At 73.1% G+C, this 16,353-nt stretch carries 13 protein-coding genes; 7 read left to right on the top strand and 6 right to left on the bottom strand.

The annotated features are described in order from the left end of the window. The first annotated feature begins 23 nt into the window (after nt 1-23). Nucleotides 24-977: a GlxA family transcriptional regulator gene (locus ACFQ46_RS17390; RefSeq protein ID WP_380260624.1), complete on the top strand. Its 954-nt coding sequence runs from the start codon at nt 24-26 to the stop codon at nt 975-977. A 39-nt stretch (nt 978-1,016) separates the two neighbouring features. Here the strand turns inward: ACFQ46_RS17390 and ACFQ46_RS17385 are convergent, their stop codons facing one another. Genes ACFQ46_RS17385 through ACFQ46_RS17375 form a run of 3 tightly spaced genes read right to left on the bottom strand, consistent with a single transcriptional unit; the run spans nt 1,017 to nt 4,416 of the window. Beyond that, nucleotides 1,017-1,859 (bottom strand): MaoC family dehydratase, encoded by an 843-nt coding sequence (locus ACFQ46_RS17385; RefSeq protein ID WP_380260623.1) that lies wholly within the window; start codon nt 1,857-1,859, stop codon nt 1,017-1,019. Further along, nucleotides 1,859-3,163: a 3-oxoacyl-ACP reductase gene (locus ACFQ46_RS17380; protein ID WP_380260622.1), complete on the bottom strand. Its 1,305-nt coding sequence runs from the start codon at nt 3,161-3,163 to the stop codon at nt 1,859-1,861. The genes ACFQ46_RS17385 and ACFQ46_RS17380 overlap by 1 nt, the downstream gene beginning before the upstream one ends. Beyond that, nucleotides 3,163-4,416, bottom strand: coding sequence for an acetyl-CoA C-acetyltransferase (locus tag ACFQ46_RS17375; RefSeq protein ID WP_380260621.1), 1,254 nt, complete (start codon nt 4,414-4,416; stop codon nt 3,163-3,165). Before ACFQ46_RS17375 ends, ACFQ46_RS17380 begins: the two co-directional genes overlap by 1 nt. 63 nt (nt 4,417-4,479) lie before the next feature. Between ACFQ46_RS17375 and ACFQ46_RS17370 the strand changes: the two genes are divergently transcribed. From ACFQ46_RS17370 to ACFQ46_RS17350, 5 genes are all read left to right on the top strand, one after another. Next, nucleotides 4,480-5,124: a TetR/AcrR family transcriptional regulator gene (locus ACFQ46_RS17370; protein WP_328293023.1), complete on the top strand. Its 645-nt coding sequence runs from the start codon at nt 4,480-4,482 to the stop codon at nt 5,122-5,124. Further along, on the top strand, nt 5,121-7,079 hold the full coding sequence (locus ACFQ46_RS17365; protein WP_380260620.1) for an acyl-CoA dehydrogenase: 1,959 nt from the start codon (nt 5,121-5,123) through the stop codon (nt 7,077-7,079). Before ACFQ46_RS17370 ends, ACFQ46_RS17365 begins: the two co-directional genes overlap by 4 nt. Before the next feature lie 88 nt (nt 7,080-7,167). Beyond that, nucleotides 7,168-9,465, top strand: coding sequence for a diguanylate cyclase (locus ACFQ46_RS17360; RefSeq protein ID WP_380260619.1), 2,298 nt, complete (start codon nt 7,168-7,170; stop codon nt 9,463-9,465). Nucleotides 9,466-9,474: 9 nt separating this feature from the next. Further along, nucleotides 9,475-10,524 carry a biotin/lipoate A/B protein ligase family protein gene (locus tag ACFQ46_RS17355; RefSeq protein ID WP_380260618.1) on the top strand — a complete coding sequence of 350 codons (1,050 nt, stop codon included), beginning with the start codon at nt 9,475-9,477 and terminating at the stop codon, nt 10,522-10,524. 38 nt (nt 10,525-10,562) lie between these two features. After that, a complete protein-coding gene (locus ACFQ46_RS17350) occupies nt 10,563-10,805 on the top strand; it encodes a hypothetical protein (protein ID WP_380260617.1) in 243 nt (80 codons plus the stop codon). A gap of 92 nt (nt 10,806-10,897) precedes the next feature. Here ACFQ46_RS17350 and argS read toward each other — a convergent pair whose 3' ends face one another. Further along, entirely contained in the window at nt 10,898-12,622 is a 1,725-nt protein-coding gene (argS, locus tag ACFQ46_RS17345) for an arginine--tRNA ligase (protein ID WP_380260616.1), read from the bottom strand. A 189-nt stretch (nt 12,623-12,811) separates the two neighbouring features. Next, complete coding sequence (locus ACFQ46_RS17340) at nt 12,812-13,846, bottom strand: LacI family DNA-binding transcriptional regulator (RefSeq protein WP_380260976.1); 1,035 nt, start codon at nt 13,844-13,846, stop codon at nt 12,812-12,814. Between the two features lie 124 nt (nt 13,847-13,970). Between ACFQ46_RS17340 and ACFQ46_RS17335 the strand changes: the two genes are divergently transcribed. Continuing rightward, a complete protein-coding gene (locus ACFQ46_RS17335; RefSeq protein ID WP_380260615.1) occupies nt 13,971-15,164 on the top strand; it encodes a phytanoyl-CoA dioxygenase family protein in 1,194 nt (397 codons plus the stop codon). Nucleotides 15,165-15,278: 114 nt separating this feature from the next. Here the strand turns inward: ACFQ46_RS17335 and ACFQ46_RS17330 are convergent, their stop codons facing one another. Further along, nucleotides 15,279-16,307, bottom strand: a complete 1,029-nt coding sequence (locus ACFQ46_RS17330; protein WP_380260614.1) for a helix-turn-helix transcriptional regulator — start codon at nt 16,305-16,307, stop codon at nt 15,279-15,281. Nucleotides 16,308-16,353 lie beyond the last annotated feature (46 nt).

Here is a 16,353-nt window from a genome sequence, read left to right as displayed (position 1 = left end):
CCACACTTCCGGAGGTTCAGGCCATGCACCGCGTCGTCGTCATCGCCGTCCCACCGGTCCTCTCGTTCGACCTCTCCATCCCTGAGCTGATCTTCCGCGCGGTGCAGATCGACGGGCGCCCCGCCTACGACATCCGGGTCTGCACGGCCGAGCCGGGGATCCTTCCCTCCGACGGCGCCTTCGACCTCGTCGTCCGCGAAGGTCTGGAGGCAGTCGCCGAGGGCGACACGGTCATGGTGACCGGCGGGGCCGGGCGGGAGGACGTGCCACCGGCCGTGCTGGACGCCTTGCGCTCAGCGGCCGCCTCCGGTGCACGCATCGCCTCGATCTGCACGGGTGCCTTCGTCCTCGCCGCGGCCGGCCTGCTGGAGAACCGCCGCGCCACCACCTTCTGGGTGAAGTCGGACGCCTTCCGCCGCCGGTACCCCAACGTCCAGCTCGAACCGGACGTGCTCTTCGTGGAGGACGGCCCGGTACTCACCTCCGCCGGTCTCGCGGCCGGCATCGACCTGTGCCTGCACATCGTCCGCTCCGACCACGGAGCGACGGTGGCCAACCAGGCGGCGCGATTGGCTGTCGTCGCGCCCGTGCGCCCCGGGGGGCAGGCCCAGTTCATCCGAGACCCGTTGCCCCCCGAAACCGGTGCATCGCTGGCCGCCACCCGGGAGTGGGCCGCGCAGCGACTCGACCAGCCGCTCACGCTCACCGACCTCGCTCGCCACGCCCGCAACAGCGTCCGGACCCTCACACGCCGTTTTCACGCCGAGACCGGCCTCAGCCCGCTGCAGTGGCTGCTGCACCAACGCCTGGACCTGGCCCGCGAACTGCTCGAGATCACCGATCTGCCGATCGACGTGGTCGCCGCCCGCAGCGGTCTGGGCAGCGCCGACTCGATGCGCCGACACCTGGTCCGGCGAGTCGGACTGACGCCGACCGCCTACCGCCGCTCCTTCACCCCGACACCGACACATCGCTAGGAGCACTGGACGCCACCGTCGCCGGCCCGGCCTCCCCGGTCACCGCGAGGTGAGGCGGGCGGCGAGGTGGAGCTTCGAGCCGTCGCGGCTGCGAACGGCGGTGGACCACCCGTCGGGTTCCTCGACGGCGACGTGCCGGACGGTCGCGGGGAGCAGCAGGGGCTTCCCGAACTCGACGTCGAACCGTGCCGCACCCGGTGGAGGGCCGCCGATCGCGGAGAGGCTCCGGGACGCCGTCCACATGCCGTGCGCGAGGGCCCGTCGGAACCCCAGGAGGCGGGCGGTGACCGGGGAGAGGTGGAGGGGGTTCACGTCACCGGAGACGGCGGCGTAGGTGCGGCCCGTGTCGGCGGGGACCCGCCAGAGCGTGCCCTGCCCCTCCGGTGCGGGGAGCCGTGCGGGCTCCTCCGCCCGACCGGGCCACGACACCCCGCGCGCGAGGTAGCGGCTGCGGCCCGTCCAGACCTTCTCGGTCCCGGTACGGACCTCCGTCACCAGGTCGACGGTCGCGCCGCGGCGGTGGGCGTGCATCCCGACGGCGCGGACGCTGACGTCGAAAGCCTCCTCCACCGACAACGGTCGGGTCTGCTCGAAGGACTGGGCGAGGTGCACGAGACCGAGCAGGGTGAACGGGAAGGGCTCCCGGACCAGGAGGTCCACCTGCAGACCGAAACCGACGAGGTGCGGGAACGGCAGCGGCACGGTGTCGCGGAGCGGGAACCCGGTGTTGCGGCAGAAGGCCGCCACCCGGTCGACGTCGAAGCGGTTGCCCCGCAGGGACACCGTGGTGCGGGGGAAGTCCACCGCGCGCCGGGGCCGGTGCAGCAGCGAACGCGCGTACAGCGCCGACAGCGACGGGGCCGTCCTGAGTTCCCGGGTCATCACGCCCCCAGCAGGCTCTGGCCGCACACCCGCAGCACCTGACCGTCGATGCCGGCGGCGTCCCGTTGCGCGAGCCAGCCGACCGCTTCGGCGACGTCGATCGGCAACCCGCCCTGTTGCAGGCTCGCGATCCGTCGCCCGAGTTCGCGCGGGACCGGCGGCATGGCCGCCGTCATGGGGGTCTCGATGAAACCCGGAGCGACGGCGTTGGCCGCGAGACCACGCTGCGCCAACGGTTCCGCGAGGGCCTGGACGAGACCGACGAGTCCCGCCTTGCTCGTCGCGTAGTTCGTCTGCCCCTTCGCGCCGGCGAGACCGTTGATGGAGGACAGGTACACGAACCGGGCTCCGGGCGCGAGCGCGCCGGGATGGTCGAGGAGTTCCGTCGTCAACCGCACGGGGGCGAGCAGGTTCACCGCGAGGACGGAGTTCCAGGCCTCCTCGTCGACGTTCACGAAGGAGCGGTCGCGGGTGATGCCGGCGTTGTGCACGACGACGTCGGCCCCGTCGAACCGGTCGGCCAGGTGGGTCGCCAGGGTCCGGGGAGCCGTCTCGGCCGTCACGTCCAGGTGCAGCGTCGACCCCTTGACGCGGTTCGCCACGGCGGCCAGCTTCTCCCCCGAGGCGGCGATGTCGACGCACACGACGTGGTGACCGGTGCGGGCCAGGACGTCCGCGATCGCGGCCCCGATCCCCTGCGCCGCACCGGTGACGGCGGCGACCGGTCGTTCCCGTGACGGAACTGGAACACCGGGTCCGACGACGATCGGCTGCCCGTCGACGAACGCCGAACGGGTGGAGCAGAAGAACTCGACGGCACTGCGCAACGACGTGCGGGCACCGGCCGCAACGCGCACGAGGTTGACCGTGGTGCCACCGCGGGCCTCCTTGGCGAGGCTGCGGACGAAACCGTCCACACCCTGCTGGACCGCACGGGCCTCGGGATCATCGAGTTCCCCCGGCACCGCGGCGACGACGAGGACCCGTCCCCTGGTCCGGCGGAAGGAGGCGGAGACGGTCAGCAGTTCCCCCAGATCCGTGACGCTCCGCAGACCGGTCGCGTCGAGCACCAGGGTCGACAACCGTTCGGCGTCGCGTTCGACCGCGAATCCCCCCTCGCGAAGCCACCCCGACACGTCGTCGACCCAGACCGCTCCCCTCAGACCCAGCACGGCCGCGGGGTCGAAGGCCCACTCCTCGTCGGCGACGTAGCGGCGCAGGCGCGGTGGTCTCGGCAGCCCCGCCCTCGAGGCCAGGAACTTCCCGGCCGGGGTGCGGACGAACGCGCCGTAGGGGTCGGACATCACGCCTCCACCAGGGCCGCGATGCCCTGCCCGCCGGCGGCGCAGACCGAGACGAGCGCGCGGCCACCCCCGCGTTCGTGCAGCAGCTTCGCGGTGGTCGCGAGGATGCGGGCGCCGGTCGCCGCGAAGGGGTGCCCCGTCGCGAGGGAGGAACCGGTGACGTTGAGGCGCGCGGGGTCCACCGTGCCCAGACCGGCGTCGGCCCACGCGGCCGTCGTCGCCAGGACGGTGGAGGCGAACGCCTCGTGGATCTCGACGAGGTCGAGGTCGGCCAGCGTCAACCCGTTGCGCTGCAACAACCGCGGCACGGCGACGACGGGTGCGGTGAGCAGCCCCGCACCGTGGACGTGGTCGACGGCGGCGGTCTCGGCGTCGACCAGGTGGGCCAGGACGGGGAGGCGGCGGGAGGCGGCCCACTCGTCGGTGGCGAGCAGGACGGCGGCGGCGCCGTCGGTCAGGGGGGTCGAGTTCCCGGCGGTCATCGTGGCCTCGCCGTCGAGGTCGCGACCGAAGACGGGACGCAGCGCGGCCAGCTTCTCCAGCGAGGTGTCGGGGCGCAGCAGGTCGTCGCGTCGCACGCCGAGGTAGGGGGTGAGGAGGTCGTCGAAGAACCCGCGGTCGTAGGCGGCGGCGAGGTTGCGGTGGCTGGCCAGGGCGAGTTCGTCCTGCGCCTCGCGGGTGACCTTCCACTCCAGGGCCGTGCGGGCCGCGTGCTCCCCCATCGACAGCCCCGTGCGGACCTCGGCGTTGCGCGGCGGGTCGGGCCTGAGCTGACCGGGCCGCAGCTTCGCGAGCGCGGCCAGCTTGGCGCGGGCGGTCCGGGCCCTCGACAGTTCCAGCAGCACCCGCCGCAGTCCGTCGTCGACCGCGATGGGGGCGTCGCTGGCGGAGTCGGCACCCCCGGCGATCCCGACGTCGACCTGCCCGAGGGCGATCTTGCCGCCCAGCAGGACGGCGGCCTCCAGGCCGGTGGCGCAGGCCTGCTGCACGTCGTAGGCGGGGGTGCCCGGGTCGAGCGCGGTCGACAGGACGGCCTCGCGGGTGAGGTTGAGGTCGCGGCTGTGCTTGAGCACAGCCCCGGCGACGACCTCGCCCAGGCGTTCCCCCGCGAGCCCGTAGCGGGCGACCAGCCCGTCCAGGGCGGCGACGAGCAGGTCCTGGGCCGAGGCCTGGGCGTAGCGGCGACCGGCCCGGACGAACGGGGTGCGGTTGCCACCGATGATCGCGACGTTGCGGACAGCACGGGTGCTCACCCGGCCGAAGTTATCAGGTACCACGGGTACCCGATACCCGTCGTCCGGGGTACCGTCGAGGGCATGGACGGTCGCGCCACGCGCTGGGAAGAGCACCGGAAACGGCGTCGCGAAGAACTCGTGACGGCGACGCTGCGCGCGATCACGGCCAAGGGCGCCGGCGTCGGCATGGACGAGGTCGCCGCGGCCGCCGGCACCAGCAAGACCGTGCTCTACCGGCACTTCGCCGACAAGGAGGAGCTCTACCTCGCCGTCGCCGAACGGGTGAACTCGCGGATCCTGCGCGAACTCGGCGAGGCCGTCGCCTCCTCGAACTCCCCCCGCGAGGCCCTCAGCGGGATCATCGCCGCCTACGTCCAGCTCGTCGAGGCCGATCCCGAGGTCTACCGCTTCGTCGTGGTCCACCCGTTCCTGGAACGGCCGCTCAGCAACGACCCCGTGCAGCGGATCTCCGGCACCATCGCCGACGAGACCGCCCGCACCATCACCGCCCACCTGCGCGTGGGCGGCGCCCGCGACTCCTCCGCCGACGCCCTCGCCCACGGCCTCGTCGCGATGATCCGCACCGCCGCGGACCGGTGGATCTCCAGCACCGACCGGGTGCCGGCGGCCACGCTCGTCTCCGATCTCACCCACCTGGCCTGGGGTGGCCTCGCCACCGTTCTCAGCGCCCCACCCCTGGCACCCGTTCCCGAGGAGGTTCCGTGACCACCACCGAACTGCGACCCGAGACCCCCCTCGACGAGCCCGTCGAGGTTCCGCCGCCGCTGGACACCGAGGTCCTGCGCCGTGTCCTAGACGGCCGTTTCGCCGACCTGCGCGAGCAGTTCCGCCGCGAGGCCCCCGCCGACCTCTTCACCCCCACCGACGACCTCTCGACCCGCGACCACCGGGACCTCACCCGGCAGCGGCTGCGGCAGCTGGCGGAACTCGGCGGGCACGAACTGGGCTACGCCCGGCCCTGGGGCGGTGACTCCCCCGGCGGTCAGGTCGCGCAGTTCGAGATGCTGGGGTTCGGCGACGCGTCCCTCATGATCAAGTCGGGGGTGCAGTGGGGCCTGTTCGGCGGCGCCGTCCAGGCGCTCGGCACCGAACGCCACCACTCGACCCTGCTCGAACCGTTGCTGCGCCTGGAACTCGTCGGCTGCTTCGGGATGACCGAGACCGGGCACGGTTCCGACGTCTCCTCCATCGGGACGACCGCGACCTACGACCCGGCGACGCAGGAGTTCGTCGTCCACACCCCGGACGTCTCCTGCCGCAAGGACTACATCGGCGGCGCGGCGGAGGACGCCGACGTCGCCGTGGTGTTCGCCCAGCTCGTCACCGGCGGAACCTCGCAGGGCGTCCACGCCTTCGTCGTCCCGCTGCGCGAGGACGGGGTGGACCTCCCGGGGATCTGGCGCGGTGACGACGGCCGCAAGATGGGGCTCAACGGCCTCGACAACGGCCGGCTCGGTTTCGACCGGGTGCGGATCCCCCGCACCGCGCTGCTGAACCGCTACGCCGACGTGGCCGAGGACGGCAGCTACTCCTCCCCCATCGCGAGCGCCAACTCGCGGTTCTTCACGATGCTCGGCGCCCTCGTCAAGGGCCGGGTCAGCGTCTCCGGCGGTGCGCTGTCGCAGACGAAGGTGGGCCTCGAGATCGCGCTGCGCTACGCCCTGCAGCGCACCCAGTTCAAGCGCCCGGGGGGCGACGGCGAGGTCGTCCTGCTCGACTACCTGGCCCACCAGCGCCGGTTGTTGATCCCGCTCGCGACGACCTACGCGCTCTCGTTCGCGCAGGACGACCTGCTGAGCGAGATGGACGAACTGCTGCGCGTCCAGCTCGCCGGGAACGAGCCCGACGCGACCCGGCAGCGGGCGTTCGAGTCGCACGCCGCGGGCCTCAAGGTCGCCTCCACCTGGCACGCGACCCGCACCCTGCAGACCTGTCGCGAAGCCTGCGGCGGCAACGGGTTCCTCGCCGATTCGCGCCTGCCGCAGTTGAAGGCGGACACCGACGTGTTCACCACCTTCGAGGGCGACAACACCGTCCTGCTGCAACTCGTCGCCAAGGGCCAGCTCACGGCGTACGCCCAGCAGTTCTCCGACCTCGACACCCTCGGCATGGCGCGGTTCGCGACGCGCGACTTCGTCAGCACCTACGCCGGCCGCAGCCCCGCCCGTTCCCTCGTGGCCGACGTCGTCGAAGCGGGCCGGATCCCCGAGGAGCTGCACGACCGGGCCTGGCAGCTGCGGATGCTCGCCGACCGCGAGCGCCACGTCGTGGAGTCGCTGGCCAAGCGGATGCGCAAGGCGCGGTCCAGGCCCGAGGCGGAGCGGTTCGAGGCCGTCGACGAACTGCAGGACCACCTGCTGCTGGCCGGTCGTGCGCACGTCGAGCGCGTCGTCGCCGAGGCCTTCGCCGCTGCGATCGCGCGCTGCGACGACCCGGCCGTCGTGGAACTCCTGTCCGACGTGTTCGACCTGCACGCCCTCTCGGTGCTCGAGGCCGAGAAGGGCTGGTACCTCCAGCACCGCCGGATGACGACGTTGCGCGCCAAGGCGGTCACGACCGCGGTGAACGCGGTGTGCCGCAAGCTGCGGCCGCGGACCGGGGAACTGCTGGACGGGTTCGGGACGCCCCGCGCCTGGCTGGCCTCGTCCCTGGTGCCGTGAACCGCCGGGGCTGAGCGGGCGAGCCGGGCCCCGGTTCCTCAAGACTCCCCCGGGGCGCCCCGATGACTTGTCCGAGGGGGTGATCGCCGTGGCGGAAGAGCGGCGACGACGGCGCATCGCCGTCGTCGTGGACGGGCTCGGGGAGCAGGTCCAGCAGTACCTGCACGGCCTCGAGAGCGTCCTGCGCCCCGAGGGGGCGGCGCTCCTCGTGGTCGTCCGGCACCCGCACCACCCGCGCCGGGGGACGTTGTTCGCCCACCTGTGCCGCAGCGGAGGGGTCGACGGGGTCGTCGTGACCCCGGTCCGCGACCTGTCCGGGCGCTCGGCGGTGGCGGCGGTCCTCGGCGTCATCCCCGACGGGCTGCCCACGGTCACGCTCGGGGAACGCGCCGCCGGGACCACCGGGGTGGACCGCCCCCGCGCGCAGGCGCTGGACGTGGCGCGCGACCACCTGCACCGCGGCGGCCGCCGATCGCTGCTCGTCGTGAGCTCACGGCCCGACGGCGAGGTGCACCAGCTACCGGGGACGCCCTTCCTCCGGGTCGTCGACCCGGTCGACGTGCACCGGCTCCTCCCGGCTGCGCTGTCCTCGGCGCGGGACGACGGTCACCCCGTCGATGCCGTCGTCTGCTGCGACGACGACCTGGCGATGGCTGCCGTGGAGGCGCTGGAACGCGAGGGCTACCGCGTCCCCGAGGACGTCGCGGTCACCGGTTCCGCCGGGACGAGTTCCTCCGAGGCGGCGTGGGCGGGTGTGACGACCGTGGACGAGCACCTGACGACTCTCGGTCGACGGGCCGCCACGCTCCTGCTGAACCTGTCGGGCGGTTCGCACCCCGTACCCGCCGACCCGCCCGCTCCGCACGTGGTCGCGCGGGGTTCCAGCGTCCTGGTGGCCCCCGTCGACGAGCGGGTCGTCCCCGACGCCTCAGCGGTGGTCACCGCCGCGCCGCCCGTCGCCCTCGGTTCCGAGGTCGCCGTCGCCGAGCGCCTCGCCGCGGTCCGCCGACGCTGGATCCGTCAGGTCGTCACGGGCACCCTCGACGCCGCGGGGACCGCGCAGATGTGCGCGGAACTGACCGAAGTCGTCCGGCTGCACCCCGAGCAGTCCTGGTGGGACCGGGTGCTGACCACCCTCGAGGACGACGTGGCGGCCAACGGTGCCGCGGGAGCCGCGCTCGACGCCGCCCTGCGCACCGTCCACCGGATGCAGCTCACGGTGCTGCGCGCCGTGGCCGGCGCCCACGTCGAGCGGGCGGCCCACGAAGCGCGGTCCGGTCGCGTCCTGGTGGAACTCATCCGGGCCCTCGGGACAGCGACGGAGACGACCGCCCTCGGCGACCTCCTCGCGGCGTGCCTGCCCCGGGTCGGGGTCGGCCGCTGCTTCGTGTCGTTGCTCACCGACGGGCCGCCCCCGTCCACCGAACCCGACGACGTGCGGGTCCGACTGGCCGTCGACCACGTCGAGGGCCCTCACGCCGCGCTCGAGGACACCCACGGTCTCGGGGAGCTCCTCCCGCCCCACCGCGTCGCGGAACTCGACCGCGGAACCCTCGTCCTGCAGCCGTTGTTCACCGGGGACCAGTGGTTCGGCTACGTCCTCACCGGCCACGCGCCGGACGCGTTCGCGGTCTCGGAACCCCTGCGGGCCGCGCTGAGTTCGACCCTCGACGGGCTCGGGCGCGCCCGGCGGGCCGCGGACCGGGCCGGGGAGCTCCACGACCTGGTGGCGTCGCGGACCGCGGAGCTCCGACGCGAGATCGCCGAACGGCGGGCGGCGCAGCAGGAACTCCGAGCCCTCAACGACCGGCTGCGCGAGGCGGCGCAGCGGGACGGCCTCACCGGCCTGGCCAACCGGCCGACGCTGGACGAGCACCTCGCCCACGTCTGGCAGGGCGCGCGCCGGAGCGGGAGTCCACTCAGCCTGCTGATGGTCGACGTCGACCACTTCAAGGCCTACAACGACACCTACGGTCACCTGGCCGGCGACCGGTGCCTGCAGCAGGTCGCCGAAGAACTGCGCCGGGCACCGGGCCGACCGTCCGACCTCGTGGCCCGCTACGGCGGCGAGGAGTTCGCCGTCGTGCTGACCGACACCGACGGCGCAGGAGCCGCGGTCGTGGCCGATCGGTTGCTGGAGGGACTGCGCGACAGGGCTTTCCGGCACGACCTGGGCGTGGAGGGGCGGGTCAGCGTCAGCATCGGGATCGCGACGGCGGTCCCCGGCGCCGCCACGGGCGGTGTCCTGGAACTCCTGGACCTGGCCGACCGCGGCCTCTACCTCGCGAAGTCCGGGGGCCGCGCTCGCGCGGCGAGGGCGCCGCAGGCGTCCACGGCCGAGCTGGGGACCGCTGCAGCCCCCATCTACGCTGCGGGGCTCACGTAGCCTGCCCGGGTGCATGGTGAGTACAAGGTCCCGGGCGGGAAGCTCGTCGTCGTCGATCTGGACATCGTGGAGGGCCGGCTCGCCGGGGTGCGCCTCAGCGGGGACTTCTTCCTCGAACCCGACGACGCGCTCGAGGCCATCGACGCGGCGCTGACGGGGGTCCCCGCCGACAGCGACGCCGCCGACCTCGCGCACCGCGTCCGCTCGGCCCTGCCGACGGGCGCGGTGCTTCTCGGTTTCACCCCCGAGGCCGTCGCGACGACGGTGCGACGCGCCGTCGGCGGGGCCAGCGGATGGCTGGACCACGACTGGCAGTTCGTCCACACGGGTCCCCAGTCCCCGCAGACGCACATGGCGCTGGACGAGGTCCTGACCCGCGAGGTGGCGGCCGGCCGTCGTCCGCCCACCCTGCGGGTGTGGGAGTGGGGCAGCTCGGCCGTGGTGCTCGGCAGTTTCCAGTCGCTCGTGAACGAGGTCGACGGCGACGCGGCGCAACGGCTCGGGGTCGAGGTCGTGCGCCGGGTCTCGGGGGGTGGCGCCATGTTCGTGGAGCCGGGCAACACCATCACCTACTCCGTCTACGCACCCGGTTCGCTCGTCGAGGGGCTCTCGTTCACCGAGTCCTACGCGTTCCTCGACGACTGGGTCCTCGTCGCGCTGGGCGACCTCGGCATCAAGGCCTGGTACCAGCCGATCAACGACATCGCGACCGAGCAGGGCAAGATCGCGGGCGCGGCGCAGAAGCGCCTCGCGGACGGGACGGTCCTGCACCACGTGACGATGTCCTACGACATCGACGCGGCGAAGATGCTGCAGGTGCTGCGGATCGGCCGCGAGAAGCTGTCCGGGAAGGGCCTCGCCAGCGCCGCGAAGCGGGTCGACCCGCTGCGCCGTCAGACGGGCCTGCCGCGCGAGGACGTCATCGACTCGATGGTCGCCACCTTCCGCCGCCAGTACGGCCTCACCGACTCCGCGCTGAGCGCCGCGGAGCTCGCGGCGGCCGAGGAACTGGTCGCCCAGAAGTTCGCCACGCGCGAGTGGGTGGCCCGCATCCCTTGAGTCTCGACAGCCGTCCGGCCGGGGCGCAGACTCGGTCGATGAAGCACGGTGCGGCGGTCGCGCGGGGAGTGCGCACGGGAGTCGTCCGGGACGCGGACCGGCCCGGGCGGGCGTTGCGGGTCAGCGCGCACCCCGCTGCCGCCACGGGGGACGGTCGTGTCGTCCTCTCGACCTGGCAGGACTCCACCTGCATCTCGACCGTCCGCCTCGACCGCGCCGAGGTCGTCGAGCTGCTCGCGGCCCTCGGGTCCTCCCTCCTCGTGGACCCGACCGGTACGTAGCCGCGATTGACAACGACCACGAAATCTGGGAAAATCACGACGTACCTCGGGATCGGCGATCAGCCGGACCGGGGTTTCGTCGTTCCGGGCCCCTACATGCGCTCCGGAGCGTCGATCCCCAGGAGACCCAGGCCCGCCGCGAGCACCTCCCGCGTCGCCCGGCACAGGGCGAGCCGGCTCGCCCGGACCTCCCCCTCCGCCGAGAGCACCGGACAGGCCTCGTAGAACGCCGACAGCGCCGTCGCCACCTGGTGCAGGTGACCGCACAGCCGGTGCGGTTCGAGCGTCTCCGCCACCGACGCGACGGCCCCGGGGAAGCCGGTCAGGAGCAGCGCGAGCCGCACCTCCGCGGGGTGGTCCAGCACCGACACGTCCCGGGTCACGATCGCGCTGCGCTCCAGCAGCGACGCCGCCCGGGCGTGCGCGTACTGCAGGTAGGGGCCGGTGTTGCCGTCCATGGCGACCATCCGCTCCAGCGAGAACACGTAGTCGCGACCGAGGCCGTTGACGAGGTCGGCGTACTTCACGGCGCCGATCCCGACGGCCCGCACCACCGCGGTGCGCTCCGACGCGTCGAGGCGCGACCCCCGTCCGCCCAGCACCTCGGCCGCCCGGCTCTCGGCCGCGTCGAGCAGCGCGCTGAGCGGGACGGTGCCCCCCGTCCTCGTCCTGAACGGTCGACCGTCCTCCCCCAGCACCGTCCCGAACGCGACGTGCTGCACCGTCACCTCCTCGGGGAGCCACCCGGCCTCCCGGGCGACGGCGAACACCTGGTCGAAGTGCAACGCCTGCCGGGCGTCGACCACGTAGACGATCCGGTCGGCCCGCAACGCCGTCACCCGGTGCCGCAGCGCCGCCAGGTCGGTCGCGTCGTAGCCGTACCCCCCGTCGGACTTGCGCACCACCACCGGCAACGGTTCCCCGTCGCGGTTCGCGAAACCCCGGGGGAACACGCACGACGCACCGTCCGACTCCACGAGCAGCCCCGCCGTGCGCAGGTCGTCCACCACACCGGCGAGGTCGGTGGCGTAACTGCTCTCCCCCGCGGTGTCGGCCGGGGTGAGGCCCGATCCCAACCGGGCGTACACCTCGGCGAACGACGTCATCGACGTGTCGACCAGCCTGCGCCAGACGTGGTGCGTCCGCGGGTCGCCGCTCTGCAGGGCGACGACCCTGGCCCGGGCCCGGCCCGCGAAACCCGGGTCGGCGTCGAAGCGTTCCCGGGCCTGCCGGTAGAACCCGTCCAGCGCCGAGAGGTCCGGGTCGGCGCCGTCGTGGCCCTCCTCGAGGAGGTGCTCGATCAGCATCCCGAACTGGGTCCCCCAGTCGCCCACGTGGTTCTGCCGCACGACGACGTCCCCCACCGCGGCGAAGACCCGGGCCAGCGCGTCCCCGATGACGGTCGAGCGGAGGTGACCCACGTGCATCTGCTTCGCGACGTTCGGCGAGGAGTGGTCGACGACGACCCGCCGCGGTGGATCGGCCTGTGCCACACCGAGGTGCGGATCGGCGAGGAGGGCAGTGACCTGCCCCGCCAGGAACTCCGGCCGCAACGTGAGGTTCAGGAACCCCGCTCCGGCGAAGGTCGGTGGCAGGCACACGTCCTCGAGGTGCGACCCGGCGAGCAGCCGGTCGGCGACCTCCCGGGGCGGCAGTCCCAGGGGTTTCGCCAACCGCACCGGGAGGTTGGTCTGGAAGTGCCCGAACTCGGGCCGGGTCGCCGGTCGCAGTTCGGGGTCCCACCCGGCGTACGGAGCGCCGAGTCCCTGGAGGGCCGGCTGGAACCGGGAGGCGAGGAGTCGATCGGGAGTGAGCACGGTGGAGTTTCCTCACGACAGGAGGGAGGTGCAGAGGTGTCGGACGTGCGTGCGGGACAGGGAACCCGCGGTGGACTGCGACTCGGTCAGACCGCGAGTCGGCGTCGCCCGGCGCGTCGTCGGGACGCGGCGAGCGCGTCACGACGGGAAGCACGGGTCGACGACATGCCAGGAGCATGACACGGGAACTCAGACCTCGTCCACCAACCCGGCCGGCTCGTTGTAGGGGGTGATCACCTGGATCTGCGAGGGCTGGGAACCCGGCCGTCCCGGCAGCGCCCCCTGGGCCTGCATGACCGCGCGGCAGACCCGGCGCACGTCGGTGCGCAGGTCGTGGTGCAGCACGGCGGTGAGGCGGCGGCGACGCAGCAGGACGAGGTTCTCGGCGTCGAGGTCGTGCGCGACGAACGCGCGGACGGTGCGCCCGGCGGCGTCGAAGGCGGCGAGGACGGCCTGGTTCCCCCCGCCGACCGAGTACACCGCGTCGATCCCCGGATCGCGTCCCAGCGCCGTCGACACCGTCGCGAACATCGACGCGTCGAGTCCGTCGGTGCCCTCGACCACGGTCACCGGCACCTGCGGCGCGAGGTCGCGCAACGCGGCGCGGAAACCCAGTTCGCGGTCCCCCTCACCGCGGAAGGTGCTGCGGCTCAACGAGACCAGGACCCCACCCGCGTCCGGGGCCACGACCGTCAGCAGGTAGGCGGCGGTGGCCCCGGCCGCGCGGTCGTCCATCCCGACGTAGGCGACGCGACGACTGGTGGGTACGTCGGTGACGAAGGTGACCACCGGGATCCCCGCGTCCTCCAGGCGGGCGACGGCCGCCACGACGGCCGGGTCGTCCGGTGCCTTGAGCAGCACGCCGCTGGAACCCTTGCGCGCGATGGCGTCGAGCTGGGTCGCGAGGTCCGCGGCGCTGCCCTCCTCGCGGAGGTGGAACCTCGCCCGGATCACCGCCGGGCGCAGCGACGGCAGCTCGGCCTCCAGGGCGGCCCGCACTTCGCGCGAGAAGCGGTCCGGCGCGAGGACGACCACGTCGAGGAAGAACGTGCGACCACCGATCCGGACCTGCGACGCCTGCCGTTCGAGGTCGGCGATCGCGCGGTGCACCTCGGCGACCGTGCTCGCGCGCACGCCGGCCCGTCCGTTGAGCACGCGGTCGACCGTCGCGGTGCTCAGGCCGGCCTGCTGCGCGATCTCACGGATGCGGTACGGGTGCGCCATCGCCATCCCCCGATGCGTGCGTGATGCGTTCTTGATGCGTCGAGGATGCCACGGCGGCGTCAGCGGGTCCTACCGTTGGACCAGCGCGCAGCCCACCGCACGACTCTCGACGAGGAGAAACCCCATGAGCGCCCCGACCACCACCCGGCACACCCCGATCCGGTTCCGCGAGAGCGACTGCGACGTCACCGAGTTCGCGAAGCTGCTCGACCGGACCACCGTCCTGGCCGACTTCCCGCACGCCGTCGACGTCCAGCAGAACGTCCTGGTCTACGACTCCGCGCTCCTGCGGCGGGCTGTCGCCACCGACGCGGGCCGCGAGGAGGTGGAGGGCGAACTCGTGCGGGCCCTCACCGACGGTCCTGGGGTCATCGTCCTCAAGGGCGCCTTCCCCGACCTCTCCGTCGTCGACCGCGTGACTGCGGTCTTCGACCGGATCATCGCCGACGAGAAGGCGTCCGGGACGGCCAAGGGCGACCACTTCGCCAAGGCCGGGGCCAACGACCGGGTCTGGAACGCCCTCGAGAAGCTCGCCGTGCGCGACCCCGAGGCGTTCGTCGACTACTACGCCAACGACGTGCTCGCCCTGGTCTCGACGGCCTGGCTGGGCCCGGGCTACCAGGTCACCTCGCAGGTCAACGTCGTCCGCCCCGGCGGCCAGGCACAGGACCCGCACCGCGACTACCACCTGGGTTTCCTGTCCAACCCCGTCGCCGCGCGCTACCCCGCGCACGTCCACCTGCTCTCCCCCGTCCTCACCCTGCAGGGGGCTGTGGCGCACAGCGACATGCCGCTCGAGAGCGGTCCGACGCTCTACCTGCCGTACTCCCACCAGTACCCGCAGGGGTACCTCGCGTGGCGTCAGGCGGAGTTCAAGGAGTACTTCGCCGAGCACCACGTGCAGTTGCCGCTCGAGAAGGGCGACGCCGGGTTCTTCAACCCCGCCCTGTTCCACGGCGCCGGGACCAACGTCTCCAGCGACGTGCAACGGGTCGCGAACCTGCTGCAGGTCTCCTCGGCGTTCGGGCGCGCCATGGAGACCGTGGACCGGGTGAAGGTGGCGAAGTCCGTCTACCCGGTCCTGTTGTCGCGCAAGGACTCCGGTGCCGACGAGGAGTTCATGGCGAACGCCGTGACCAGCGCCACCGAGGGCTACCCGTTCCCCACGAACCTCGACCACGACCCGAACGTCGACGGTCTCACCCCGCTGTCCGAGACCGAACTCCTGCACCGGGCGCTGGCCGAGGGGTGGGACGTCGAACGGACGACCACGGAACTCGACGCCTACGCGGCCCGGCGCCGGACCGACGAGATCTGACGCCTGGCCCCGACCGGCTGCGGCCGGTCGCCCCAGCGGTGGACATCGCACCTCGATCTCCGCCGAGGACGGCGGCCTCGAGGTTCTCAGCGGAGACGGCGTCAGGGGGAACCTCTACCGGGAAGGACCCGGAGGGGTGTCGGCTGCGGCGCTGAGACGTCGCGCCAGCGAGCGCACGAGCTCACGCAGGTCCTGCGGTGAGTCGATGACGAAGGGGACCGGCAGGCCGGCGAGCACGGCGGGCACCCACTCCAGGCGCTCGGCCCGCAGCGTGACCCGCACCCACTGCTGCTCCCCTGGTACCTGCTCCCCCGGTACCTGCTCGAGGGTGACCAACCCGGGCGGGAACAGCCCTGCGGCCTGCTCGAGGGTGGTGCGCACCCGCAGGGACACCTCGTGCCGCCACGGCACCTGGGCCAGGGCGGAGGCCACCTGGGCGCCGGCGTCGAAACCTGGCGGGACCTCGAAACCGTCGATCAGCACCTGCGCCGAACCGACGCGGTCCACCCGGAAGGTGCGCAGCTCCCCGCGGTCGGCGTCGGCGGCGCTGAGGTACCAGTGCCCGGAGGCGACCACCAGTCCGTAGGGGTGGACGGTGCGCCTGCTGCGGCGGCCGTCGGTGGCGGTGTAGGTCAGGGACAGCGCTCGTCGCTCGCGCACCGCCTGCCCCAGCACCAGCAGGACATCGGCCTGTGGGGTGCTGACCGGAGGAGCGGGGGGCATGACGCCCGCAGTGTGAACGGGGGCCGCGGCGTCCGCGGCGGCGAGGAGCGCGTCGAGGCGCTGCACCACGGCGGCGGGCAGGACCCGCCGCAGCTTGGCCACCGCGGCATCGGCCACCCCCGGGGAGGTCGCCACCACCCCCGCCCGACGAGCGGTGACCAACCCCAGCAGAACCGCGAGGGCCTCCTCGTCGGTGAGCATCAGCGGAGGCATGCGGTAGCCCGGGGCCAGGGTGATGCCGCCGTATCGGCCCCGCAGCGAACGCACCGGCACGCCGAGCTCGACCAGGTGAGCCACGTAGCGGCGCAGGGTCCGCTCGTCGACGTCCAGCCGCTGGGCCAGGTCCGCCACGGTGCGGATGCGGGCGCTGGACTGCAGCAGCTCCAGCAGAGCCAGCACACGAGCGGTCGGACGGGTCACCCTCCCAGGGTGCCACCTATACCGGGCGGAAACTGTCCGGTACCGG

Origin of the sequence: Kineococcus sp. GCM10028916, assembly GCF_042674865.1 — a bacterium.
Classification (GTDB): Bacteria; Actinomycetota; Actinomycetes; order Actinomycetales; family Kineococcaceae; genus Kineococcus.
This window is presented reverse-complemented; position numbering and strand designations above follow the sequence as displayed.